At 71.2% G+C, this 19,980-nt stretch carries 14 protein-coding genes; 6 read left to right on the top strand and 8 right to left on the bottom strand.

Going from position 1 to position 19,980, the window contains the following annotated elements; all coding sequences use genetic code 11:
• The first annotated feature begins 50 nt into the window (after positions 1 to 50).
• Positions 51 to 1,328: an AgmX/PglI C-terminal domain-containing protein gene (locus WME75_RS04810; protein ID WP_437486890.1), complete on the top strand. Its 1,278-nt coding sequence runs from the start codon at positions 51 to 53 to the stop codon at positions 1,326 to 1,328.
• A 28-nt stretch (positions 1,329 to 1,356) separates the two neighbouring features.
• Here WME75_RS04810 and WME75_RS04805 read toward each other — a convergent pair whose 3' ends face one another.
• A complete protein-coding gene (locus WME75_RS04805) occupies positions 1,357 to 2,898 on the bottom strand; it encodes a right-handed parallel beta-helix repeat-containing protein (RefSeq protein ID WP_437486888.1) in 1,542 nt (513 codons plus the stop codon).
• 235 nt (positions 2,899 to 3,133) lie between these two features.
• Positions 3,134 to 4,774: a GMC oxidoreductase gene (locus WME75_RS04800; RefSeq protein ID WP_437486886.1), complete on the bottom strand. Its 1,641-nt coding sequence runs from the start codon at positions 4,772 to 4,774 to the stop codon at positions 3,134 to 3,136.
• Positions 4,775 to 5,019: 245 nt separating this feature from the next.
• Between WME75_RS04800 and WME75_RS04795 the strand changes: the two genes are divergently transcribed.
• Positions 5,020 to 10,671 carry an AAA family ATPase gene (locus tag WME75_RS04795; RefSeq protein ID WP_437486885.1) on the top strand — a complete coding sequence of 1,884 codons (5,652 nt, stop codon included), beginning with the start codon at positions 5,020 to 5,022 and terminating at the stop codon, positions 10,669 to 10,671.
• A 28-nt stretch (positions 10,672 to 10,699) separates the two neighbouring features.
• Here WME75_RS04795 and WME75_RS04790 read toward each other — a convergent pair whose 3' ends face one another.
• The 3 genes from WME75_RS04790 to WME75_RS04780 form a co-directional block, all read right to left on the bottom strand.
• Positions 10,700 to 11,806, bottom strand: coding sequence for a response regulator (locus tag WME75_RS04790; protein WP_437486884.1), 1,107 nt, complete (start codon positions 11,804 to 11,806; stop codon positions 10,700 to 10,702).
• Between the two features lie 210 nt (positions 11,807 to 12,016).
• Positions 12,017 to 13,057 carry a DMT family transporter gene (locus WME75_RS04785; RefSeq protein ID WP_437486883.1) on the bottom strand — a complete coding sequence of 347 codons (1,041 nt, stop codon included), beginning with the start codon at positions 13,055 to 13,057 and terminating at the stop codon, positions 12,017 to 12,019.
• 519 nt (positions 13,058 to 13,576) lie between these two features.
• Complete coding sequence (locus tag WME75_RS04780) at positions 13,577 to 14,212, bottom strand: TetR/AcrR family transcriptional regulator (RefSeq protein ID WP_437486881.1); 636 nt, start codon at positions 14,210 to 14,212, stop codon at positions 13,577 to 13,579.
• Positions 14,213 to 14,297: 85 nt separating this feature from the next.
• Here WME75_RS04780 and WME75_RS04775 point away from each other — a divergent pair, with 85 nt between their 5' ends.
• The gene (locus tag WME75_RS04775; protein WP_437486879.1) at positions 14,298 to 15,575 is read left to right on the top strand and encodes a serine hydrolase domain-containing protein; all 1,278 of its coding nucleotides are present in this window, start codon (positions 14,298 to 14,300) and stop codon (positions 15,573 to 15,575) included.
• 119 nt (positions 15,576 to 15,694) lie between these two features.
• Here WME75_RS04775 and WME75_RS04770 read toward each other — a convergent pair whose 3' ends face one another.
• The 3 genes from WME75_RS04770 to WME75_RS04760 all read right to left on the bottom strand — a co-directional run bounded on the left by WME75_RS04770 (position 15,695) and on the right by WME75_RS04760 (position 16,915).
• Positions 15,695 to 15,925: a hypothetical protein gene (locus WME75_RS04770; protein WP_437486877.1), complete on the bottom strand. Its 231-nt coding sequence runs from the start codon at positions 15,923 to 15,925 to the stop codon at positions 15,695 to 15,697.
• A gap of 232 nt (positions 15,926 to 16,157) precedes the next feature.
• Positions 16,158 to 16,460, bottom strand: coding sequence for a hypothetical protein (locus tag WME75_RS04765; RefSeq protein WP_437486875.1), 303 nt, complete (start codon positions 16,458 to 16,460; stop codon positions 16,158 to 16,160).
• Entirely contained in the window at positions 16,457 to 16,915 is a 459-nt protein-coding gene (locus WME75_RS04760) for a sigma-70 family RNA polymerase sigma factor (RefSeq protein ID WP_437486873.1), read from the bottom strand. The genes WME75_RS04765 and WME75_RS04760 overlap by 4 nt, the downstream gene beginning before the upstream one ends.
• A gap of 122 nt (positions 16,916 to 17,037) precedes the next feature.
• On the opposite strand from WME75_RS04760, the gene WME75_RS04755 reads away from it, so the two are divergent.
• The 3 genes from WME75_RS04755 (at position 17,038) to WME75_RS04745 (ending at position 19,939) form a co-directional block, all read left to right on the top strand.
• Entirely contained in the window at positions 17,038 to 17,574 is a 537-nt protein-coding gene (locus WME75_RS04755) for a helix-turn-helix domain-containing protein (protein WP_437486871.1), read from the top strand.
• An 862-nt stretch (positions 17,575 to 18,436) separates the two neighbouring features.
• Positions 18,437 to 19,231, top strand: coding sequence for a DUF5050 domain-containing protein (locus tag WME75_RS04750; protein WP_437486869.1), 795 nt, complete (start codon positions 18,437 to 18,439; stop codon positions 19,229 to 19,231).
• A gap of 222 nt (positions 19,232 to 19,453) precedes the next feature.
• Entirely contained in the window at positions 19,454 to 19,939 is a 486-nt protein-coding gene (locus tag WME75_RS04745) for a hypothetical protein (RefSeq protein ID WP_437486867.1), read from the top strand.
• Positions 19,940 to 19,980: the final 41 nt, after the last annotated feature.

Here is a 19,980-nt window from a genome sequence, read left to right as displayed (position 1 = left end):
CTCTCACGCGCTGCCGCAAGCGGGCCGCGCGCCGGAGGACACGAATCGCCATGAACACGATCCATCACCGCGCCGCCGCCGTCATCCCCCTCGGTCTGCTCTCGCTCGCCTCGTGCGTCGGGGGCCCGGAGACCGCCGCGCCGGGCGCCGAGGTGCGCGTCGAGATCTCCGCGGGCACCGACAGGCGCCCCGACATCTCGCTCGCGATCGAGCAGGCCGAGCGCAGGCTCGACGCGGGCCGGGAGATCGCCGCCGCGCGGCAGGCGCTCACCGAGGTGCTCGCCGATCCGGCGCTGGCGCCGGATCAGCGCGATCAGGCGAGGCTCGCGATGAGCCGGGTGCTCGACGCGGAGGGCGACCGGGAGGCCGCGATCGCCGCCGTGGAGTCGCTCCTCGGCGATCACCCCGTCGGCGAGCCCTGGTCGTTCCAGAAGGCCGCCGAGGGGCGCCTGCGCCTCCTGGTGACCGGCAGCGAGGAGATGCCGCGGCCGGAGGAGCCGAGCGATGCGAGGCTCGCGTCACCGTTCGCCCGCGCGCTCGCGCGGTATTTCCCCGTGCCGGAGTCCGGTCCCCGGGAGCTCACGATCCGCGTGTTCGCGTTCGGCGGGAGCCGGCCGGTGAGCGAGCGCCTCAGGACCTTCGCGCTCCCGCCCGCGATCCGCGCGCTCCGGAAGGAGGCCTGCCCGCGCTGCGACGACCACGTGGCGATCCATCACCTGTCGTACGGGACCGACGGCTGGGCCCAGATCCCGGCCGCCCGGCCTCTGCTTGGGTCGAGCCTCGCGGTCTTCTACTTCGATCTCGGCAACCAGCGCATCCCCGCGCGGTACGACGCGGAGCTGCCGCTGCCCTCGGCGGACATCGTCGCGCGGCTCGAGAAGGGGGAGGGGCTCATCGCGGTGCGCGAGCGCGGCGGGGCGCCGCCCGCGATCCTGATCGCCGCGCCGCGCCAGGCGCAGCTCCCCGCGGTCGAGGAGGCGCTCGCCGCGATGACGGAGCTGCCCGCGGGGCCGGTCGCGGTGCCGCTGCCGAGCGAGCTCGAGCCGGCGGAGATCCAGGCCGTGGTGCGTGGCTCGTTCGGCCGCTACCGGGTCTGCTACGAGGAGCTCGTCGCGCGGAGCCCGGCCGCGGCGGGGTCGGTCCCGCTCACGTTCGCGATCCTGGGCGACGGGACGGTGGCCGACGCCGCGGTCGACACGGCCAGGTCGACGCTGCGCGACGCGACCCTGGAGAAGTGCATGGTGGCTGCGACGAGGGCGCTGGCGTTCCCGGGCATCGGGAAGAAGACCACGGTCGTCTATCCGATCGTGTTCTCCCCCGGCGACTGAGCGAGGCGCCGGCGCCCGCGGCGGGTGGCTACTGCGCGAACGCGCCGATGGTGAGCGTCGGGCCGTCGTTGCGCGGCTCCGCCTGCTGGTGCAGCGAGTACTGGTGGTCGACCGGGGGGAGGCCGTCGAGCGCCGCGCCGGCGCCGATGAGCGGCGCGCCCGTGGACGGGATGAAATCGTGGGATGCCGCCGAGGCGAACGCCGGGTCGACGCCGAAGATCGAGCTGTCCAGGCCGTCCACCCGCCCGAGCAGCCTCGGGCCCGGCACCGGGTCGAACGCGGTCCACCCCTGCCTCACCCAGTTCCCGGCGAGGAGGAGGACCCCGGACGCCACGTCGTCGCGGTCCCCGAGGAAGGTGACCGCGCGGAGGGACGTCGGCTCGTGGCTGCTGGCGAACACGTTGTTGCGCGCGTCGATCCGCTCGTCGTTGGTCGAGGCCTCGAACACCGCAGAGCGCTCGTAATCCTGGTACGTCTCGTTCTTGACGAAGACGGTGTTGGCGAAGAAGCGGAGCGTGCCCTTCCGGTAGTACTCGGTCTGCCCGCTGTCCCCGCCATAGTGGATCATCGACGGGCCGTAGCCGGTGCGCAGGAGCACGTTGCCGTAGATGAAGGTCTCGTGGAACGACGGCATCGCGACCGAGTCGGTCGCCTCCTGCGCGTCGACGAGGTCGATCAGGTGGGCGCCGTCCTCGATCCAGTTGTACCGGATCACGACGCCGGCCGAGCGCTCCTTGATGTTGTTGCCGTTGCCGCCGCGCGTGGGGCCGAAGCGGTTGAACTGATAGATGACGTTCGACGCCTCGTTGTAGACGTTGTGCTCGTTGTAATCCGAGAGGCTGCCGTTGTCGTGGATGTAGTTCGACTCGATGAGCACGTTCGTGGTGAGGATGTCCCCGCCGGCCGTGCCGATGAAGAGGCCGTTGGCGTTCTCGTGCACCTCGCAGCCGCGGACGGTCACGTGGTCGCCGCGCTCCACGAAGACGCCTGCCGCGTTGCGCGCGTAGGGCGCCGCCGATCCCGCCTTGTCGGTGAAGCCGAAGGGGGTCGAAGCGTTCTTGATCTCGAGCCCCTCGATCGTGATGTGGCTCGGCTCGAGATCGTACGGGTCGTCGTGCTTGTGCCCGACGACGATGAGCCCCCTCACCTGGTGGCCATCGAAGGGGAAATCGAGCTCGGGCCGGGTGGTGGCGTCCTCGCCGTCGATCACCGGCAGCTCGCCGTTCGGCCCCGGGACGCCGCATAGCCGGATCGGCTGCTCCGCGGTCCCCTGGCCGCCGAGCATGATCTTCTCGCGGTACCCCTCGGCGCGCCAGAAGACGCGCACCGTGTCGCCCGCGACGAGCGACTCGAGCGGCACGTCGCCGATCGCCTCGAACTCCTTGCCGGGGCCGACCTGGTAGTCCTTGCCGCTCCCGACGTGGGTGCAATCGATGTTGACCGGAGGGATGTTGGCGGGCGGCGGGAGCGCCACCGGGCCCCAATCCGTGCTGCCATCCGTCGTTCCGCCGAGCTCGCCGGTGCAGCCGGCGACGAGGAGCAACCCGGTGATGCAGGCTCGAACTCTCACAGAAGCGTCCTCCTCAACTATTTGCAAAGTTCCACTGGAATTTTACAATACCGTGGTGAGGCATTCTTGCCTCGATGAGGCAACATGACACGCCTACGTCCGTTGTCATCCGACCGAACACTGCTGTTGTCGCAGATCGTGCGCCTCAGGTAGCAGGATGTAATCCGAGATCAGGCCCGACGCCGCGTCCGCGAAGCCTTGCTGGCGGTGCGTTCCTTACATGCCGTAGGCCTGCTCAGCGGTGGACGTGCTCTGTGGACGCCGCCGCCTCCAGCACCCGGGACGACGCGGTGAAAGCAGGGTTGTCGCGCCGGAGGGGCATCTTGCTCATCGCCCGTTCGGCCATGGCGGTGATGGTGAGCGACGGGTTCACGCCCAGATTCGAGGGCACCATCGAGCCGTCGACAACGTACAGGCCCTCGTGGCCGAACACCTGGTTGCGCTGGTCGATCACCCCGCGCTCCGGGCTGTCGGCGATGGCGCAGCCGCCGAGGATGTGCGCGGTGGTCGGGACGTTGAGCACGGCCTCGTTGATGGCGTTGCGCGGGGTGCCGTCCATCAGCACGCCGAGCCGCCTGCCGACCTCGTTGGCGATGGGGATGTACGCCGGGGGCTTCGGCTGGTCGGGCGGCCTGTGCGTGGTCATGCCGCCGCGCTTCCAGACGAGCTGCATGTAGTTGTCCACCGTCTGCATCACGAGGAGGATCGTGGAGCGCCTCGCGAACTTGAACGGCAGGAGCCCGAAGATCAGATCGATGGGGTGGAGCAGCCGCCGGCCGAGCCAGCGCAGCCAGCGCGGCAGCCCGGGCCCGTCGTCGGTGAGCACCGTGCCCAGCGCGCCCATCACGTCGGAGCCGGCCGGGTAGCGCACCGGCTCGATGTGCGTGCGCGCGTCCGGGTAGATGCCGCTCGTGATCGCGATGCCCCGGGAGTAGTCGACCCGGTCGTCCCTGGCGGTCACCCCGAGGATGACCTCGCTGTTGGTGCGCACGTAGTTGCCGAGCTGCCCGGAGAGGTGCGGTAAACGGCCCTCGGCCCTCGCCTCGAGCAGGAGCTTCACCGTGCCCAGCACGCCGGCGCTGAGCACCACCCCGCGCGCCCGGAGCGTGCGTCGCCGCTTGCCGAACACCGCGGTGGAGCGCTCCAGGGTGAGCTCGTAGCCGCCGCCCGGGAGCGCGTCGATGGCCGTGACCATCGTCTCGGGCTGGATGGTGCAACCCTTCTTCTCCGCCAGGTAAAGGTAGTTGAGATCGAGCGTGTTCTTGGCGCCGAAGCGACAGCCCACCATGCAGCCGCCGCAGTGGACGCACGTGGCGCGCTCCGGCCCCTCACCGCCGAAGAACGGGTCGGGCACGCGCTGCCCCTCCTGCTCGCCCTCCTTCGCGAAGAGCACGGCCACGTTGGTGACGTGGAAACTGTCCGCGCGGCCCATCTCGTCGGCGATCTGCCGGAGCTGATGGTCCGCCGGCCAGAGCTTCGGGTTCGGGGTCACACCGAGCATGCGCTTCGCGGTCTCGTAGAAGGGCATCAGCTCGTCACGCCAGCTCGTGCCGGCGGGCCAGCCCGGGCTGGCAAAGGCCTCAGGCGGTGGCACGAGGAGGGTGTTGGCGTAGACCAGCGAGCCGCCGCCGACGCCCGCGCCCGAGAGGATGAGCGTGTCGCGGAGCAGGGTCAGCCGCTGGATTCCGTAACACAGCAGCCTGGGCGCCCAGAGGAACTTCCGGACATTCCAGTTGGTTTTCGGGAAATCCTCCTTGCGCCAGCGCTTGCCGCACTCGAGCACGGTGACCTTGTAGCCCTTCTCGGCGAGGCGCAGCGCCGAGACGCTGCCCCCGAAGCCGGAGCCCACGATCGCGAAGTCGACGTCGAAGTCCATTGTACGCACCTGCTTCTCGGCGCGGAGTATGGTTCAACCGGTCTCCGGCGCCTACCGGAGCGACGAGCGGGTTCATCTCGTGGCTGCTCCGTACGCCCGCTCCACCTGCAAACCCGGGCTCCGGGGCGGCGAAGGCAGGCTGTACCGTGGAGGGCCAATCTCCAGCAGCGCTCCGCCGGCCGTCCATGCTCGCCTGGGCCGCAGGAAAGCGACACACGGCGCGGGACTTCGGTGAAGATGAATGGATGCCGATGGACTACCGGCTGGGGAAGGTGCTGTACACCGGCGCGGAGACGCGGGTCGTGGCCGGCGTCGACCTGAGCAGCCGGGCCGCCGTCGTGCTGAAGATCCCGCGCCACGAGCTGCCGGACGACCGGGTCGTGGACCGGCTCCGCAGCGAGCACGCGCTGCTCCGCGAGCTCAACCTCCCCGGGAGCGCCCGCGCGCTGGACCTCGTGCCGTACGGCGCCGGGGTGGCCCTCGTGCTCGAGCGCTGGGGGGACTGCTCCCTCGATCTCGCCCTGGTGAGCGGGCCCCTGCCGGTCGAGACCGTGCTGCGCCTCGGCGCCTCGCTCGCCCGGCTGCTCGGGCAGCTGCACCGCCGGGGCATCATCCATCGCGACGTCAATCCGCAGAACATCCTCGTGGACGCAGCGCGCTCCCAGGTGCGGCTCATCGACTTCGGCCTGGCCACGCGGCGGGCGGCGGCCGGCGACGCCGCCGACGCCGATGGCGCGGTCATCGGGACGCTCGCCTACATGGCGCCCGAGCAGACCGGCCGCATGAAGCGCAGCCTCGACGCGCGCGCGGACCTCTACGCGCTCGGCAGCACGCTCTACCAGATGCTGACAGGCAAGCTGCCCTTCGAGCAGACGGACGAGCTCTCGCTGATCCACGCGCACATCGCCCGGAGGCCGCCGCCGCCGCACGAGCGCGCGCCGGCGCTCCGGATCCCCGAGGCGGTCAGCGCCGTCGTGATGCGGCTCCTCGAGAAGAGCCCGGAGCAGCGCTACCAGACCGGCGACGGCGCGGCGTGCGACCTGGAGCGCGCCCTCGAAGAGCTCCGCGAGACAGGCACGATCCGGCCGTTTCCGCTCGGCGCGCGCGACTGGGAGGACCGCATCCGGAGGCCGTCGCGGCTCGTCGGCCGGGAGCGGGAGCAGCAGGCGCTCCGGGAGGCGCTCGAGCGCGCGCGCGGCGGCGAGACCGAGCTCGCGCTGTTCTCGGGGCCGTCCGGCGTCGGCAAATCGGCGCTCGCCGGGGCGCTGCGCGAGGAGGCGCGCCTCGCCGGGGGCCTCTTCGCGCCCGGCAAGTTCGACCTGCTCCAGCGCGGCACCCCCTACGCGGCGCTCGCGCAGGCCTTCCGCGCCATCGCGCGCCGCAGGCTCTCGGACAGCGCGGAGGCGCTCCATGGCTGGGCCGAGACCTGCCGCGCCGCGCTGGGCAGAAGCGCGCGCATCCTCGTCGACATGGCGCCGGAGCTCGCGCGCATCCTCGGCGAGCCGCCGGCCCTCCTGGAGGTGAGCCCGGCCGACGCGAAGCACCGCTTCCAGCTCACCGTGCAGCGCTTCGTCCGCGCGACGGCGAGCGCCGCGCACCCGCTCGTGCTGTTCATCGACGACCTCCAGTGGGCCGACGCGCCGTCGCTGGCCCTGCTCGAGGCGATCGCGACCGACCCGGAGATGAAGCACCTCCTGCTGCTCGGGGCCTACCGCGACGGCGAGGTGGGCGAGGCGCACCCGCTGCGCGCGCTGCTCGAGGCGACCCGGGCGAGCGGGCGGCGCGCGGCGGTGCACGCGCTCGGGCCGCTCGACGACGAGGCGCTCGTCGGGATGGTCGACGACATGCTGCACGGCGCCGGCGACGAGGTGCAGGCCCTGTGCTCGCTCGTGCGGGCGAAGACCGACGGCAGCCCGCTGTTCGTGGCGCAGTTCCTGCTGGCGCTGCACGAGCAGCGGCTGCTCTCGCGCGACCTCGCCACGGGCAAGTGGCGGTGGGAGGCGGAGCGCATCGAGCGGACCGCCGTCACCGACAACGTCGTGGCGCTCTTGACGGCGAAGATGGGCCGCCTCCCCGAGGAGCCCCGGCGGACGCTGGCCGCGGGGGCGTGCGTGGGAGCGGGCTTCGAGGCCTCCCTGGTGAGCGCCGCCGCGGGGCTCCCGGCCGAGGCGGTGCGGAGGGCAGCCGAGGCGCTGCTCCACGAGGGGCTCCTGGTGGCCGCAGGCGAGGGCGAGGGCGAGGCGTACGCGTTCGTGCACGACCGGGTGCAGCAGGCCGCGTACGAGCTGCTCGGGCACGGCGAGCGCCTCGACCTCCACCTCGCGCTCGCGCGCGAGCTCGATCGGCGCTGGTCAGAGCACGGGGGGGACGCCGAGCTGTTCGCGCTCCTCGACCACTACCTCCGGGCCACGGAGCGCCTGACCGAGCCGGCCGAGCGGCGCCGGGTGGCCGATCGCTGCCTCGCCGGCGGGCTGCGGGCGAAGGCGGCCTCGGCCGACGCCGAGGCGGTGCGGTTCCTGCGGGCCGCCTGCGAGCTCCTGGGCGACGCCGCGGCCGCGGCGGACGACGCCCCGGCCGCGGCGGACGACGCCCGGGCGCTCCGCTTCGAGATCCTGCTCGCGCTCGCGGAGGCCGAGTGGCTCGCCGGGCAACCCGAGGCGGGCGAGCGGCGGTTCGCGGCGTGCCGGGAGAGCGCCGCGGACGCTGTCGCGCGCGGGCGCGTGGCGCTCTCGCAGGTGCCGCTGCTCACCGTCGCCGGGCGCTACCCCGAAGGCCTCGGCGTCGGGCTCGCCGCGCTCGCGGAGCTCGGCTGGTCGTTCCCGCGCGAGCCCGGGGCGCTGGCCGCGTTCTTCGCCGCCCAGGCGGCGCGCATCGCCCCCCTGATCGCGGCGATGAGCCCGGAGTCGTTCCGCGCGCTGCCCTGCTGCGCCGATCCGGTCGCCCGCGTGGCCGGCGAGCTGATCGGGGCCTCCATCACGGCGGCGGCGCTCAGCGAGCCGCCCCTCGCGCGGAGCCTGATCTTCGCGATGCCCGAGATCGCCCTCCTGCACGGGCTGTATCCGCGCGCGGCCTACGGGCTGAGCATGAGCGCGGTCGTGCTCACGGGCGTGCTCCAGGAGCTGCCCCTCGGGGCCCGGTGCGTCGAGCTTGTGTACGCCGCGCAATCGACCGAAGGCCTGCTCCTCGCCGGCGCCCTCCACACAGGGAACCTCGCCGGCCAGTTCGTGCACCCGGACCTCGCCGCCGTCCACGAGCGCTGGCGCGATGTGCCCGAGCTCGGCGCCCGCGAGGGGGCCATCACCCACAGCGAGGTCAGCCAGATCATCCTCCCCGCCGCGCGGATGGCCGCGGGGGCGCGGCTGTCGAGCTGCCCGATCCCCGCGGGGCCCTGGAGGGACCGCATCGCCGGCCAGAGCGCCCCGGTGTGCCGCGCCGTCCATCACCTGCTCGCCCAGGCGGACGAGCCGGACACGGGCGCGGCGATCCGCCGTATCGCCGCGCTCCCGGCCAGTTCGGCGATGATGCAGGTTATCATGCTCGGCGCCGCCGCGTTCGCCGCCGTGCACCTGGGCGAGGATCGCGAGGCGCTGCGGCTCGGGGCGGAGGCGAGCGCCCAGTGGACGGCCGGCTGGTGCAACCCGCCGGCCCTCTGGGCGCTCGAGCTCCTGACGATCCTCGGCGCCGCGCTGCCGCCCGCCGGGGCCCCGGGTGCTGCGGACGAGGACCGCGACGTCCGCGCCGCCTTCGCCGCCCAGCGCGGGCGGCTCGCCAGGCTGGCGGCGTTCAACCCGGCGACCTTCCGCCACGCCCTCCTGCTCACCGAGGCCGGGGAGGCGCAGGCCGCGGGGCGGCACGAGGACGCCGAGCGCCTCTACGACGAGGCCATCGAGCACGCCCACCGGCAGGGCTTCGTCAGCGGCGAGGCCCTCGGCCTGCGCCTCGCGGGCGAGTACCTGCTCGGGCGCGGCCGCGCCCGGATGGCGCGCGCCTACCTGCGCGACGCGCACGGCGCCTACCTGCGCTGGGAGGCCACCGCCGCCGCCGCGGTCCTGCGCCGCAGGCACCCCGCGCTCTTCTGCGTGGCCGAGCCGGACCGGACCTCCGTGGCCGAGCCGGGCCGGGCCGAGCCGGGCTGGACCGAGCCGGCGGTCGCCGCGGCGCCCCCGTCGCGCAGGACGGCGACCGCGCCGGGCTCCGCGGGCAGCCAGCTCGACGTTGTCTCGCTGCTCAAGGCCGCCCAGGCGCTGGCCAGCGATCGTGAGCCGGACTCGCTCATCGCGCGCATGATGCGGCTCCTCGCCGAGAACGCCGGCGCCGAGCGCGCCGTGCTCGTGCTCTCGCGCGGCGACCGCCTCGTCGTGCGCGCGGAGCTCACCGTCGAGCCCGAGCGGATCACGCTCCACCGCGACGAGCCGGCCCTCAGCTCCGCGCTCCTGCCCGCCGAGGTCGTGCGCTACGTGGCGCGCAGCCGCGAGCCGCTGGTGCTCGGGCGCGACGGGGGCGACGGGCGCTTCGACGACGACCCGTACCTCGAGCGCCGCGGCCCGGCCTCGCTGCTGCTCGTGCCGCTCCTCCATCAGGGGCGGCTCCTCGGCGTGATGGTGCTGGAGCACGCGGGCGTCTCGGGCGCCTTCCCCGAGGCGCGGGTGCAGGTGGTCTCGCTCCTTGCCGCCCAGGCGGCGACCGCCGTGGAGAACGCCGCCCTGTACAGCGAGCTCTCGAGCTCGCACCAGCGCCTGGAGCAGCTGGTCGAGGAGCGCACCTCCGAGCTCAAGGCGGCCAAGGAGGCGGCCGACGCGGCGAGCCGCGCCAAGAGCGATTTCCTCGCGAGCATGAGCCACGAGCTGCGCACGCCGCTCAGCGGGATCCTGGGCTACGCGCAGATCCTCCAGCGCCTGGAGGGGCTATCGCCCCGGCACCTGCGCGCCGTGCAGATCATCCAGTCGTCCGGCGAGCACCTGCTCACGCTGATCAACGACGTGCTCGATCTCGCCAAGATCGAGGCCGGCAAGCTGAGCCTCACGCCCGACGAGGTGCACTTCCCCTCGTTCGTGCAGGCGGTGCTCGGCATCTGCCAGGTGCGCGCCGAGGCCAAGAGCCTGGCCTTCCTGTTCGAGCAGGAGGGCGCCGCGCTCGGGACCGTGATCACCGACCAGAAGCGGCTCATGCAGGTGCTGCTCAACCTGCTGGGCAACGCCATCAAGTTCACCGAGAGCGGCCGCGTGGTGCTGCGCGTGACGGCGGGCGAGGCGCTCCTGGACTCAGGAGAGCCACGGGAATCGAGGGCCGGCGCGCCGCGGCCGGTCCGCTTCCGCGTGGAGGACACGGGCCCCGGCATCGCGCCCGGGCACCTCGAGCGGATCTTCGAGCCGTTCGAGCAGGTTCCGCCCGAGGGCGCGCCGGTCGAGGGGACCGGCCTCGGGCTCGCGATCACGCGGCGGATCGTGGAGCAGATGGGCGGCGCGCTCCGGGTCGAGAGCCAGCTCGGGCAGGGCAGCGTGTTCGAGTTCGAGGTGCCGCTCGTGGACGCGAGCGCCGCCCCGGCCGCCGCGGCGCCGCAGCTCGAAGCCCACGCGGGCATCGCCTCGGCGCGCTCCGAGCCCGCGCCGCGCGCGGCGGAGCCCGCGCTCGCCGCGGTCGAGGCGCCGGGGCGCGCGCCGCCGTCGGCGGAGACGCTCGCCGGGCTGCTCGACCTGGTGAACCGAGGCCGGATGAGCGGTCTGCTCCTGGAGCTCGAGCGGCTCGAGCGCGAGGACGCGCGCTTCGCCCCGTTCCTCGACGAGCTGCGCGGTCTGGCGAAGGGCTTTCAGGTCAGCCGGCTGCGCGAGCTCCTCCGCGCTGCCGCAGGCCCCGCGCCGGCGACGGCGACGCCCGAGACCCGCGCCGCATCGAGGTGATCGCCCGCGCGCCGCCGGGGCAACCGCGTCACCCGCGCGCCGCGGAGTTTGTCGCGCGGCGCGGCGGCGAGCGGGTCTTGCTCATGGCGTAGGCGATGCCGCCCTGGAGCGTGCTCTGCGTCACCATCTCGGTCATCTCGGCGCCGAGCGCCACGAGCTCCCGCGCGACCTCGGGGCGGATGCCGGTGATCACGACCTGCGCGCCGAGCAAGCGCACCGCTCGAGCCGCCCTCAGAAGCGCCTGGGCCACGCGCGCGTCGACCCGCGACACGCCGGTGATGTCGAGGATCATGACCGCCGCCCTGCGCCCGCTCACCCCCATCGTCGCCGCGTCGACCATGCCCTGCGCGCGCTCCTCGTCGACCATGCCGATGAGGGGCATGACAAGGATCTGGTCGCTGATGGGGATGATGGGCGTCGACAGCTCGGCCAGCCTCGCCGCCTGCGCCGCGATGATCTGCGCCTGGAGCGCGGAGCGGGCCTCCTCGAGCGCCGCTCGCTCGGCGAGCTCGCGCTCGAGCCGCTCGTTCGCGCGCTGCAGCTCGCGGGTGCGCCGCGCCACCGTCTCCTCGAGCGACTCCTTGGCTCGCTCGAGCTCCGCCACCGCCCGGGCGAGCGCCTCCGTCCGCTCCTCCACCCGCCGCTCGAGCTCGTCGGCCAGCCGGACGAACTCCGTCTGTGCGGCGGCGCGCACCTCGATCTCGTTCTCGAGCTCGGCGTTCTTCCTGGCCAGCGACGTCAGGGCGCGCCGGAGCGCCAGCTGCGTCTTCACGCGCGCGAGGAGCTCGTCGCGCTCGAACGGCTTGGTCACGTAGTCGACCGCGCCGAGGCGAAACCCGCGCAGCTTGTCCGACATCGCGGCGTGCGCGGTGGTGAAGATGACGGGGATATCGGCGGTCGCCGGGCTCGATTTCAGCCGCTCGCAGACGTCGAAGCCCGTCATGCCCGGCATGGTGACGTCGAGCAGGATGAGATCGGGAGTCTCGTATTCCAGGCGTTCAAGCACCATGGGGCCGTCGGTCGCGATGCTGACCTCAATCCCAGCCGACTCAAGCGTGCTTGAGAGCACCTCGAGGTTCACGAGTACGTCGTCGGCAACGAGCACGAGCCCGGGCGACGGCTGCTCGGTCCCCATCCCTTCACCTCCCCTGAGCGCCTGCGTGGGAGCGCTGCCGTTCCCCCCGGCGTGAGTGCGTTAACGCGTCGCTGACCTCGACCGCATCGTCACGTACCCGGTTTCGGCTGTCAAGCGCCTTACCTCTCCGGTGCGATCGCCCGCAATCTCGGCCTGCTCGGCCTTGCGACGAGGGCGCGAGTCGCACGCGCGACTTGTGGGCTCGGAGGCTCATGTCTTGATGGATCCGCTGCCGGCCGGCTGCTGGTTCGGGTGTGTGGTCCCGTGATTCGCGGCCAGGAGCGCCAGGCTGTGCGACCGGGCGGGCGCGTCGTCGTCGGGGGGCGGCGGCGCCGCGGGGCCGGCGAGCAGGCTGGGCGCGGTGGCCACGATCGTGACCCCGGCGAGGAGCACGAGCCCGGCGGCCGCGATGCGCATCGAGAGGGCCTCGTCGAGCTGGATCCAGGCGAGCAGGGCGACCAGGGGCGGCCGGAGAAAGACGTAGATGGCCACGAGCGTCGGCGAGGCGCGGCGGAGCACCCAGGCGTTCACGGCGTAGGCCAGGACGGTCGGCACGAGGACGCAGAAGGCGACGAGGAGGACCGCCGGCAGGGACCACGAGGGCGCCTCGCGGACGAGGGCGACGCCGCCGACCGGCGCGAACAGGAGAGTACCCCAGCCGAACACCCAGGCCATGACCGTGACCGTCCCGAGGCGCTGCAGGGCCGATTTCGCGTAGATGACGTAGATGGCGGTCGAGAGGGCATAGACGAGCGCAAACGAGTCGCCCAGCCGCGGGACGGCGAAGCCGGTGAGCATGGCGGCCCCGAAGAGCGCGACCGCGGTGCCGACGCCGGCGCGCCGGGAGAACGGCTCGCGGCCGGTGAGGGCGGCGAGGGCGGCGGTGAAGACCGGGATCATCGCGATGAGGAGGGTCGCGGACACGGCCGAGGTGATGCGCAGGCCGACGAGGAAGAGCGCCTGGTTGCAGACGACGCCGAAGAAGGCGAGCACGGCGAGGTGGAGCGCGTCCGCGCGACGCGCGACGCGCGGCGTCCGGAGGGCGAGGTGCGCGCCGGCGAAGACCACCGCCCCGCCGAGGAAGCGCGCCATCGTCAGGGCGGTGGGCGAGACGTCGTGAGGCGGGCTCATCGCGAGCTTGCCTTCCACGGAGAGCGACGCGAAGGCGAGTGTCGCGAAGAAGAGCGCGGCGTGGATGCCGGCCGAGGCGCGGCGCTCTCCAGGTGGCTTGGACGGATCGCTGGTCGGCATGGACTGGCTCGCTCCCTGGCTGGGTGCTCCCATGCCGCCAGCGCGGTTGGCTCACCCGCCCCCGATCAAGCGCGGGACGAGCTTGCCGCGGCGCGCGTCATCTTTCCCCCAGGCTGGAGAGGATGCCATGAAGGCTTCGCCGGGAGACAGAAGATTCCGGCTGGTGACAGAAGAACCGTCGCGGCGGATGCGGATGATGCGATGCGGAGCATGTCTCACCCTGTGCGCCCGCTGACGCCTTTCCGCGGAGGAGGCGCCGAGAGGCGCGGAGTGCCTGTCTTCGAGCGCCATGCGATCGGATCACAGAAAAAACCGCCAAGGCGCCGAGAGACGCGAAGAGCGAAAGAGAAGCGACAGAAAGAGAAGAGAGAAGTCACAACAAAGGCGCCATGCGCACAGGGCACATTCTCTCTTCTCTCTTTCTCCCCTCTTGGCGCCTCTTGGCGTCTATTTGTGTCTTGGCGGTTGTATTCTTCTCGCCGGATCGCCGGGCCAGAAGCGCTCACCGAGCAGCGCAGGTCACCGGCGCCGCGATCCGCGCGGTCGCCTCGGCCACGCCAGGAGGGCGGCCTGCGCGATGCGCTCCAGCTCTTCCCTCGAGGCGCCGTCGCGGGCCTGCGCCGACATGCCCTGGATCACCGCGCCGTAGAACTTGGCGAGCGCGGCCGCGTCGGTGTCCGCGGGGAGCTCGCCCTCCGCGATCCCGCGCTCGATGCGCTGACGAAGCACGCCCTCGCTGGCCGCCCGGCGGTCGCGCAGCGCGGCCTCGACCTCGGCGGAGTCCGGCGTGCAGTTGGTGGCCCCGTGGACGATGAGGCACCCGTGCGGGTGATCCGGCGCGCTCGCGATCGACGCGAACTCCACCAGGACGCGCGCCACCGCAGCCCGGGCGGTCGGCTCCTCGCACAGCGCTCGCGCAAGGCTCGCCCCGTACCTCTCGACGTACAGCGCCACCGCCTCGAGGAACAGCTCCTTTTTGCTGCCGAACGCCGCATACAGGCTGGGCGGCGTGATCTTCATCGCGGCCGTCAGCTCCGCGAGCGACGTCGTGTCGTACCCGTGCCGCCAGAACACGTGGAGCGCCGCCTCGAGGGCGACGCCACGATCGAAGGTGCGCGGCCGGCCGCGCGCCGCTCGGGGGGTCACGTTTTTCATAGCGATCGCTATACAATGTCTTGACGAGCGGGCTCGTCCAATTTACATAGCATTCGCTATGAATATAAAGCGTTCTTCGGCTCTCGTGCTCACCTCGGGTTTGCTGCTTTCGCTGCTGCCTGCCACCCTCGGAGGATGCGCGAGCCCGGCGCCGCCCGCTGCGGCTGCGGCTGCGGCAGCACCGGCGCCGGCGACGCCGGCCGTGGCGGCCGCTCCCCGCGGTGACGAGCCGCTTCAGCGCCGGCTCGATGCGGTGGTCGAGGCCGCCACCGCCGAGGGGCGGATCGTCGGCGCGGTCGTCGTCGTCGCGCGCGACGGCCAGGTCGTCTACCGGCGCGCCGCCGGCTTCGCCGACCGGGAGGCGGGGCGGCCTGTGCGCGAGGATACGGTGTTTCGCCTCGCGTCGATGACCAAGGCGATCGTCTCGGCGGCCGCCCTCGCGCTCGTGGATGCGGGCACGCTCGGGCTCGACGATCCGGTGACGAAGTGGCTCCCGGCGTTCGCGCCGCGGCTCGCGGACGGCCGGGCCGCGACGATCACGGTGCGGCACCTGCTCACCCACACCGCGGGCCTCAACTACACCTTCATGGATCCGCCGGACGGGCCGTACCACCGCGCGCGCGTGTCCGACGGGCTCGATCAGCCCGGCCTCTCCCTCGAGGAGAACCTCGCGCGGATCGCCCAGGCGCCGCTCCTCTTCGCGCCTGGCACGGCGTGGCACTACTCGCTGGCCACCGACGTGCTCGGCGGCGTCGTGGCCAAGGCGGGCGGCGCGCCCCTGCCGGACGTGGTCCGCCGGCTCGTGACCGGGCCGCTAGGGATGGAGACCGCGTTCACGGTCGCCGACCCGGACCGGCTGGCCATCCCCTACGGCGACGCGGGCGCGCGCCCGGCGCGCATGGCGGAGCCGCACGTCGTGTCGTTCGGACCGGCCAAGGTCACGTTCTCGCCGGGCCGCGCCCTCGATCCGCGCTCGTACCCGTCGGGCGGCGCCGGCATGGTCGGCACCGCCGACGACTACGTGAGGTTCCTCGAGGCGCTGCGCACCGGCGGCGGGAAGCTCCTGCGGCCGGCGACGGCCGCGGCCATGACCTCGAACCAGATCGGTGAGATCCAGGTGCAGCAGCCCGGCGGGACATGGGGCTTCGGCTTCGGGTTCGCGGTCCTGAAGACGCCGGATCCGGCGGCGATGCCCTCCGGCGCGGGCACCTGGCAGTGGGGCGGCGCCTACGGCAACCACTTCTGGGTCGACCCGAATGCCAAGCTCACGGTGGTCGTCCTGACCAACACCGCCTTCGCCGGCATGCAGGGCGAGTTTCCGGACGCCGTGCGGCGCGCGGTCCACGGCCCGGCGCAGCCGTGACGCGGAGGCGCGCGGCGTGGGAGCGCCTCGGCTCGAACCGGGTGCGCCGGGAGGAGGGACCGGCGTCCGGCTCCAGACCAGCACGGCGCTGCGAGCCCTCCGGAGACGTGCCCTGATCCCTAATCACCCACTTCTTCCTCGGGATTCGGCGTGGGCCGAGACACATCATCGTCCTGCCGAAGACCCGCATATACGAGAATGGATCCCACGACTGGCAGTATCCATATCAGCACGCTCTGAGCGAGCTTGTGCTCACGCGAGTAAAGATCGCTCCGCCACAGGCGGGCCGTGATGACCGCCTGAGCGAGGATCGCCGCGGCGATCGTGGCCCAGCTGATGGCCTGAAGCATGGCTCGCAACGTAGCACGCTTCCGCGCCTGCCTTAATCCAGCCACATCGACCCCGTGTCCGTCGTCCGATCGGCCACGCGCGCCGGCCCGAGCAGCGGGTTCTCCGTGGTCCGGGCCGAGCGCACGAGGCGTGCATGACCCTGCCAGCAAGCCCGCACGCACCGCCGCCGGGATCGCTGTCATCCGCGGCGGTATTCTGGTCCTGGCGAAGCGGGCGCGCGGATCGCGCCCGCTAGCGGCAGATACTGGCGTCCCGGAGTAGGAGCAAGTCGCGACAACGAGGTCGCCTGGCCGCAACTCCGGCCAGCATCCCCTCACCGGAAGCACCAGGGAATTGCGGAGCCCGCGGGTCCGGCCACTGCGGCGGCAGCCAGACGTTCGAGATGTGCTCGGGCCAGTCGCGCTCGATCGAGACGGTCGGCGTGTAGCCTCGCAATGCGACGTACGCCTCGATGTCCGCGGGGGACACGCGGCGCGTGACCGGCAAGCCGGGGAAGGTCAGCTTCATCCGGAAGGTGGGGTCGCGGAAGGTCATCCCCGCCTCCGGAGCAGCAGGGACAGCGTCTCTCGGGCGCTCCTGAGCCTGGATGCCGCCGTGCGGGGGTTCATCCCGCGCGCCTTTGCCCAGGCGACGAGCGTCTCGGGCTCGTCCACAACGAGGAGCGCCTCCAACTGCCATGGCGGTAAGTCGACCAGCACCGTCAGCACCTCCCGCGCCTCAACCTGCGCGTGCAGGCTCGGCCCGGCGAGCTCGCGCAGCAGGCCGAGCGGCTCGGGGCAGAGCACGGCGCGGCGTACCCACGCGCTGTCGAGGTAGTGCCCCGCGTGCTTCCACGCGACGCCAGCGATCCAGCGGCGGAGCGCCTTGCGGGCGGGCTCCGCCGGATCGGGCTGGTACATCCCGCGCTCGACGGAGCGCCTGGCACCGAGCACGATGCCTTGGGCGACGTCCTCGCGGTCGCGCTTGGGCACGCCGCTCGCGACGAGCACGGTGGCGATGAGCGAGCGCTCGGCGATGATCGCCTGGACGCTCGGACGGGCTGCGGGATCCCGTCTCGCGGACGGCTCATGCTCCGCACGCGTGTTGCGGCGAGTTTCGGCGCTGGACCGCCGTGCTCGGCGGTGAAGCAAGCGATTGGGCTGAGATTTGGGATCGATGGACGAATCGATCTATTGGCTCTCTTCGGGCCGTGGGCGTAGCTTCGCCATGTCGGACCTCGTTCCGCGGGGTTCCGGCCACGCTCCCCGGTCGGTTGGCGCCGACGCGGGGAGCACTTTTTGTGGCCCGTACAAGGTACGGCCGGCGATCGCTCGTCGTCAACAAGTATAGCTATCAGCACGTTTTTCTGTGGGCGAGGGACAGCTACGCCCGTCGTGTGGAACCCTTGGCTCTCGACACGCTGCTCCTCTACGTCGCGGCCAACATCCGACGGCATCGCCAGAAACAAGCCATGACGCAAGAGGCGCTAGCCGAGCGCTCTGGGATCGACTTGCGCTACCTTCAACAGATAGAGAGCGGACGTAAGCAGATGAGCATGGACGCTCTCTTGGCCATCGCCAATGGTCTTAGAATCGCTCCAGCAAACCTTCTTCGTCCTGCCACGATGCCAGAGGTAAAGCGAGGTCGTCCGCGGAAGGCGACGAGGTGACAGGCGCCTGCCCTCCACGGTCGCCGCTGGTGTCCCCGCGCTGCACTCTCCGCTCCGAGCCAGAGTAGCGCTGCAACGGCGGCGTCGTCGGACATCCCCGACCGTCCCGACATGACGCGGGCGCGCTCTTCTCAGTGACGGTGAATCCGGCGAGAGGTCCGCCCGGCTCCCGTCAGGTCTGTGTACGTCCGTCCTGTCAGACCACGTCGTGCTTGATGAGGGGGCGGGCACCAACCTCGTGGGGCGCCACCAGCGACCGCAGCCTGTGCTTCGGAGGGGCCGGCCGAAGCGGTCCGCTTCGTAACCTTCAGCGCGCGCCAGATGGCCAAGGTTCACGGCACCTCGCGCCGGATCGCCTCGCACGCGGCGCGGTAGCGGCGTTCGCGCTCGTCGACGTCCCTCAGCCCAGGGCCGGCGACCCATCGGATCAGGTAGTAGGGCGCGCCGAGCGCGTCGAGGGGCCACCACGTGTCGCCGAGCGCAGCTGTTACTCACCCTCGACAGAGCATACCTGCCCATTTACAATTACGGCCGGAGGACAACTATGGGGCGATTAGCGTGCGTTGGTACGGTACTGTTGTGGGTGGCCTCTCTGGTAGGGTGCGCGCCATCTCATCGGGATTTTGGACAATCGAATGACGGGGGCGGAGGTGAAGCAAGCGACGCCTCCAGCGTTGCATCTAGCGGACCGGGGGTCAGCTGTGAGGGAACGGCTGTTTACTGCGGGGGAACCTGTGTAGAGACCAGCGTTGACCCGAACAACTGCGGCAAGTGTGCTCATAGTTGCCAGGGCGGTACTTGTGAAGAATCGAGATGCCAGCCCGTTGTGTTGGCTACTGTAGGCCGCGTTGCGGACCTGGTTGTGGATACGGCGAACCTCTACTTCACAGACCCATCTGTGAGTGGCAAGGTGACAAAGGTTTCCACCGCCGGGGGCAACACCACTGTGCTGGCCTCACAGCAGGAGTCGCCACAGGGTGTCGCGGTGGACTCGACTAGCGTCTACTGGACGAGCCCTGATCATGGCCTGGTAATGAAGGTTGCCCTCGACGGAGGCGACCCTGTAGCGATCGCCTCCGAGCAGGCAGGCCCGACGAGTATAGCAGTAGACGCGACGAATGTCTACTGGGCGAATGAGCGAGACGGCACATTGAAGAAGGTGGCGATTGACGGTGGCGAGCCTGTGACACTTCCCTCCAGGCAATCGATTCCGGTGAGTGTAGCCGTGGACGCAAACAATGTTTACTGGACAGATCGAGACGGTTCGGTAATGAAGGTGGCGATTGAAGATAGCGATCCTGTAGCGCTCGCCACCGGGCAGGCAGCCCCACAAAGCGTGGCCGTAGACGCAGCGAACGTCTACTGGGCCAACAACGATGATGGCTCGATAATGAAGGTGGCAATTGATGGCGGTGAGCCAAGACCGCTGGCCTTTGGACAGTTGCACCCGCAGAGCATTGCCGTGGACGCAGTTGATGTGTACTGGGTAAATTGGGACGGCAACTCGTACCAGTTGATGAGAGTGCCAATTTCTGGAGGGAGCCCGGTGGAGCTCGTCTCTGAACAGCTAACAGGCGGGCAGGTGGTTCTCACTGTGGATGAAACGAGTATCTACTGGAGTGCTAACCGCAAGCTGATGAAGCTGGCAAAGCACTAGACGCGCTGCTCCAACCGCGCCGAGGCGGAGGCTGGTGTTTGATAAACAAGAATGCCAGTTTCACGCCACGTTAATTACAGCCGTAGCACGCACCACGGCAGCTATCGAATTCGATGCTCCCCGCGTAAACGATGGTGCTCCCTGTCCCGATCCTTCTCAAGCGTTAGGACCGGAAACCTGTACACCACGGCAGAGTACACGTCCCCTGGAGTACAAAGCGCGGTGGTCCGCGCGGGCGCGCTAAACTTCGGCATCGGTTGTTCGGACACCGGACGTCACCGAAAGAGGTTGCCTATGACCGGTACTCTTGCACTCCCCGTGGATGCCGCCCTGTCGAGTGGATCCAAAGCGGATCTCGTCGTCGCCCTGGAAGAGGCGCAGGCGAACGAGGCCCTTCCCCTCGCCATCGAAGCCCCGCTGACAAACGTCATTGCGGGCGGAGTGTCCTACGCCGACGAGCGACACAACGACGGCGACACGGTCAAGGTCGCGGTCGCCGCGGTGAGCGGCCTCGGCGCTGTGCTCGCCGGTGACGCCAACCCGGGCGTGCATGCGATCTGCCGTGCGGCGGCGCTCGGGGCGACGAACGCGATCAGCGCGAACGCGGGCCGCTCGATGGGTCTGAAGCACAAGGCGGAGGCGGCGCGACCGCCGCCAAGGGCGAGGCGACGCTCGCCGAGAGCGCTCCCCGGGCCGGCCGGTCGATGATCTGCCGTACTGACGTCTCAGGATCCTACACATCTCGCTTG

Origin of the sequence: Sorangium sp. So ce1014 (genome assembly GCF_051521505.1) — a bacterium.
Classification (GTDB): domain Bacteria; phylum Myxococcota_A; class Polyangia; order Polyangiales; family Polyangiaceae; genus Sorangium.
The sequence above is the reverse complement of the archived record's forward strand: the minus strand, read 5'-3'. Positions and strand labels throughout refer to the sequence as shown.

Coding starts and splice junctions, on each gene's coding strand:
- WME75_RS04810 (WP_437486890.1), top strand. CDS start 51: ATGAACACGATCCATCACCGCGCCGCCGCCGTCATCCCCCTCGGTCTG.
- WME75_RS04800 (WP_437486886.1), bottom strand. CDS start 4,774: ATGGACTTCGACGTCGACTTCGCGATCGTGGGCTCCGGCTTCGGGGGC.
- WME75_RS04795 (WP_437486885.1), top strand. CDS start 5,020: ATGCCGATGGACTACCGGCTGGGGAAGGTGCTGTACACCGGCGCGGAG.
- WME75_RS04790 (WP_437486884.1), bottom strand. CDS start 11,806: ATGGGGACCGAGCAGCCGTCGCCCGGGCTCGTGCTCGTTGCCGACGAC.
- WME75_RS04785 (WP_437486883.1), bottom strand. CDS start 13,057: ATGCCGACCAGCGATCCGTCCAAGCCACCTGGAGAGCGCCGCGCCTCG.
- WME75_RS04780 (WP_437486881.1), bottom strand. CDS start 14,212: ATGAAAAACGTGACCCCCCGAGCGGCGCGCGGCCGGCCGCGCACCTTC.
- WME75_RS04770 (WP_437486877.1), bottom strand. CDS start 15,925: ATGCTTCAGGCCATCAGCTGGGCCACGATCGCCGCGGCGATCCTCGCT.
- WME75_RS04765 (WP_437486875.1), bottom strand. CDS start 16,460: ATGACCTTCCGCGACCCCACCTTCCGGATGAAGCTGACCTTCCCCGGC.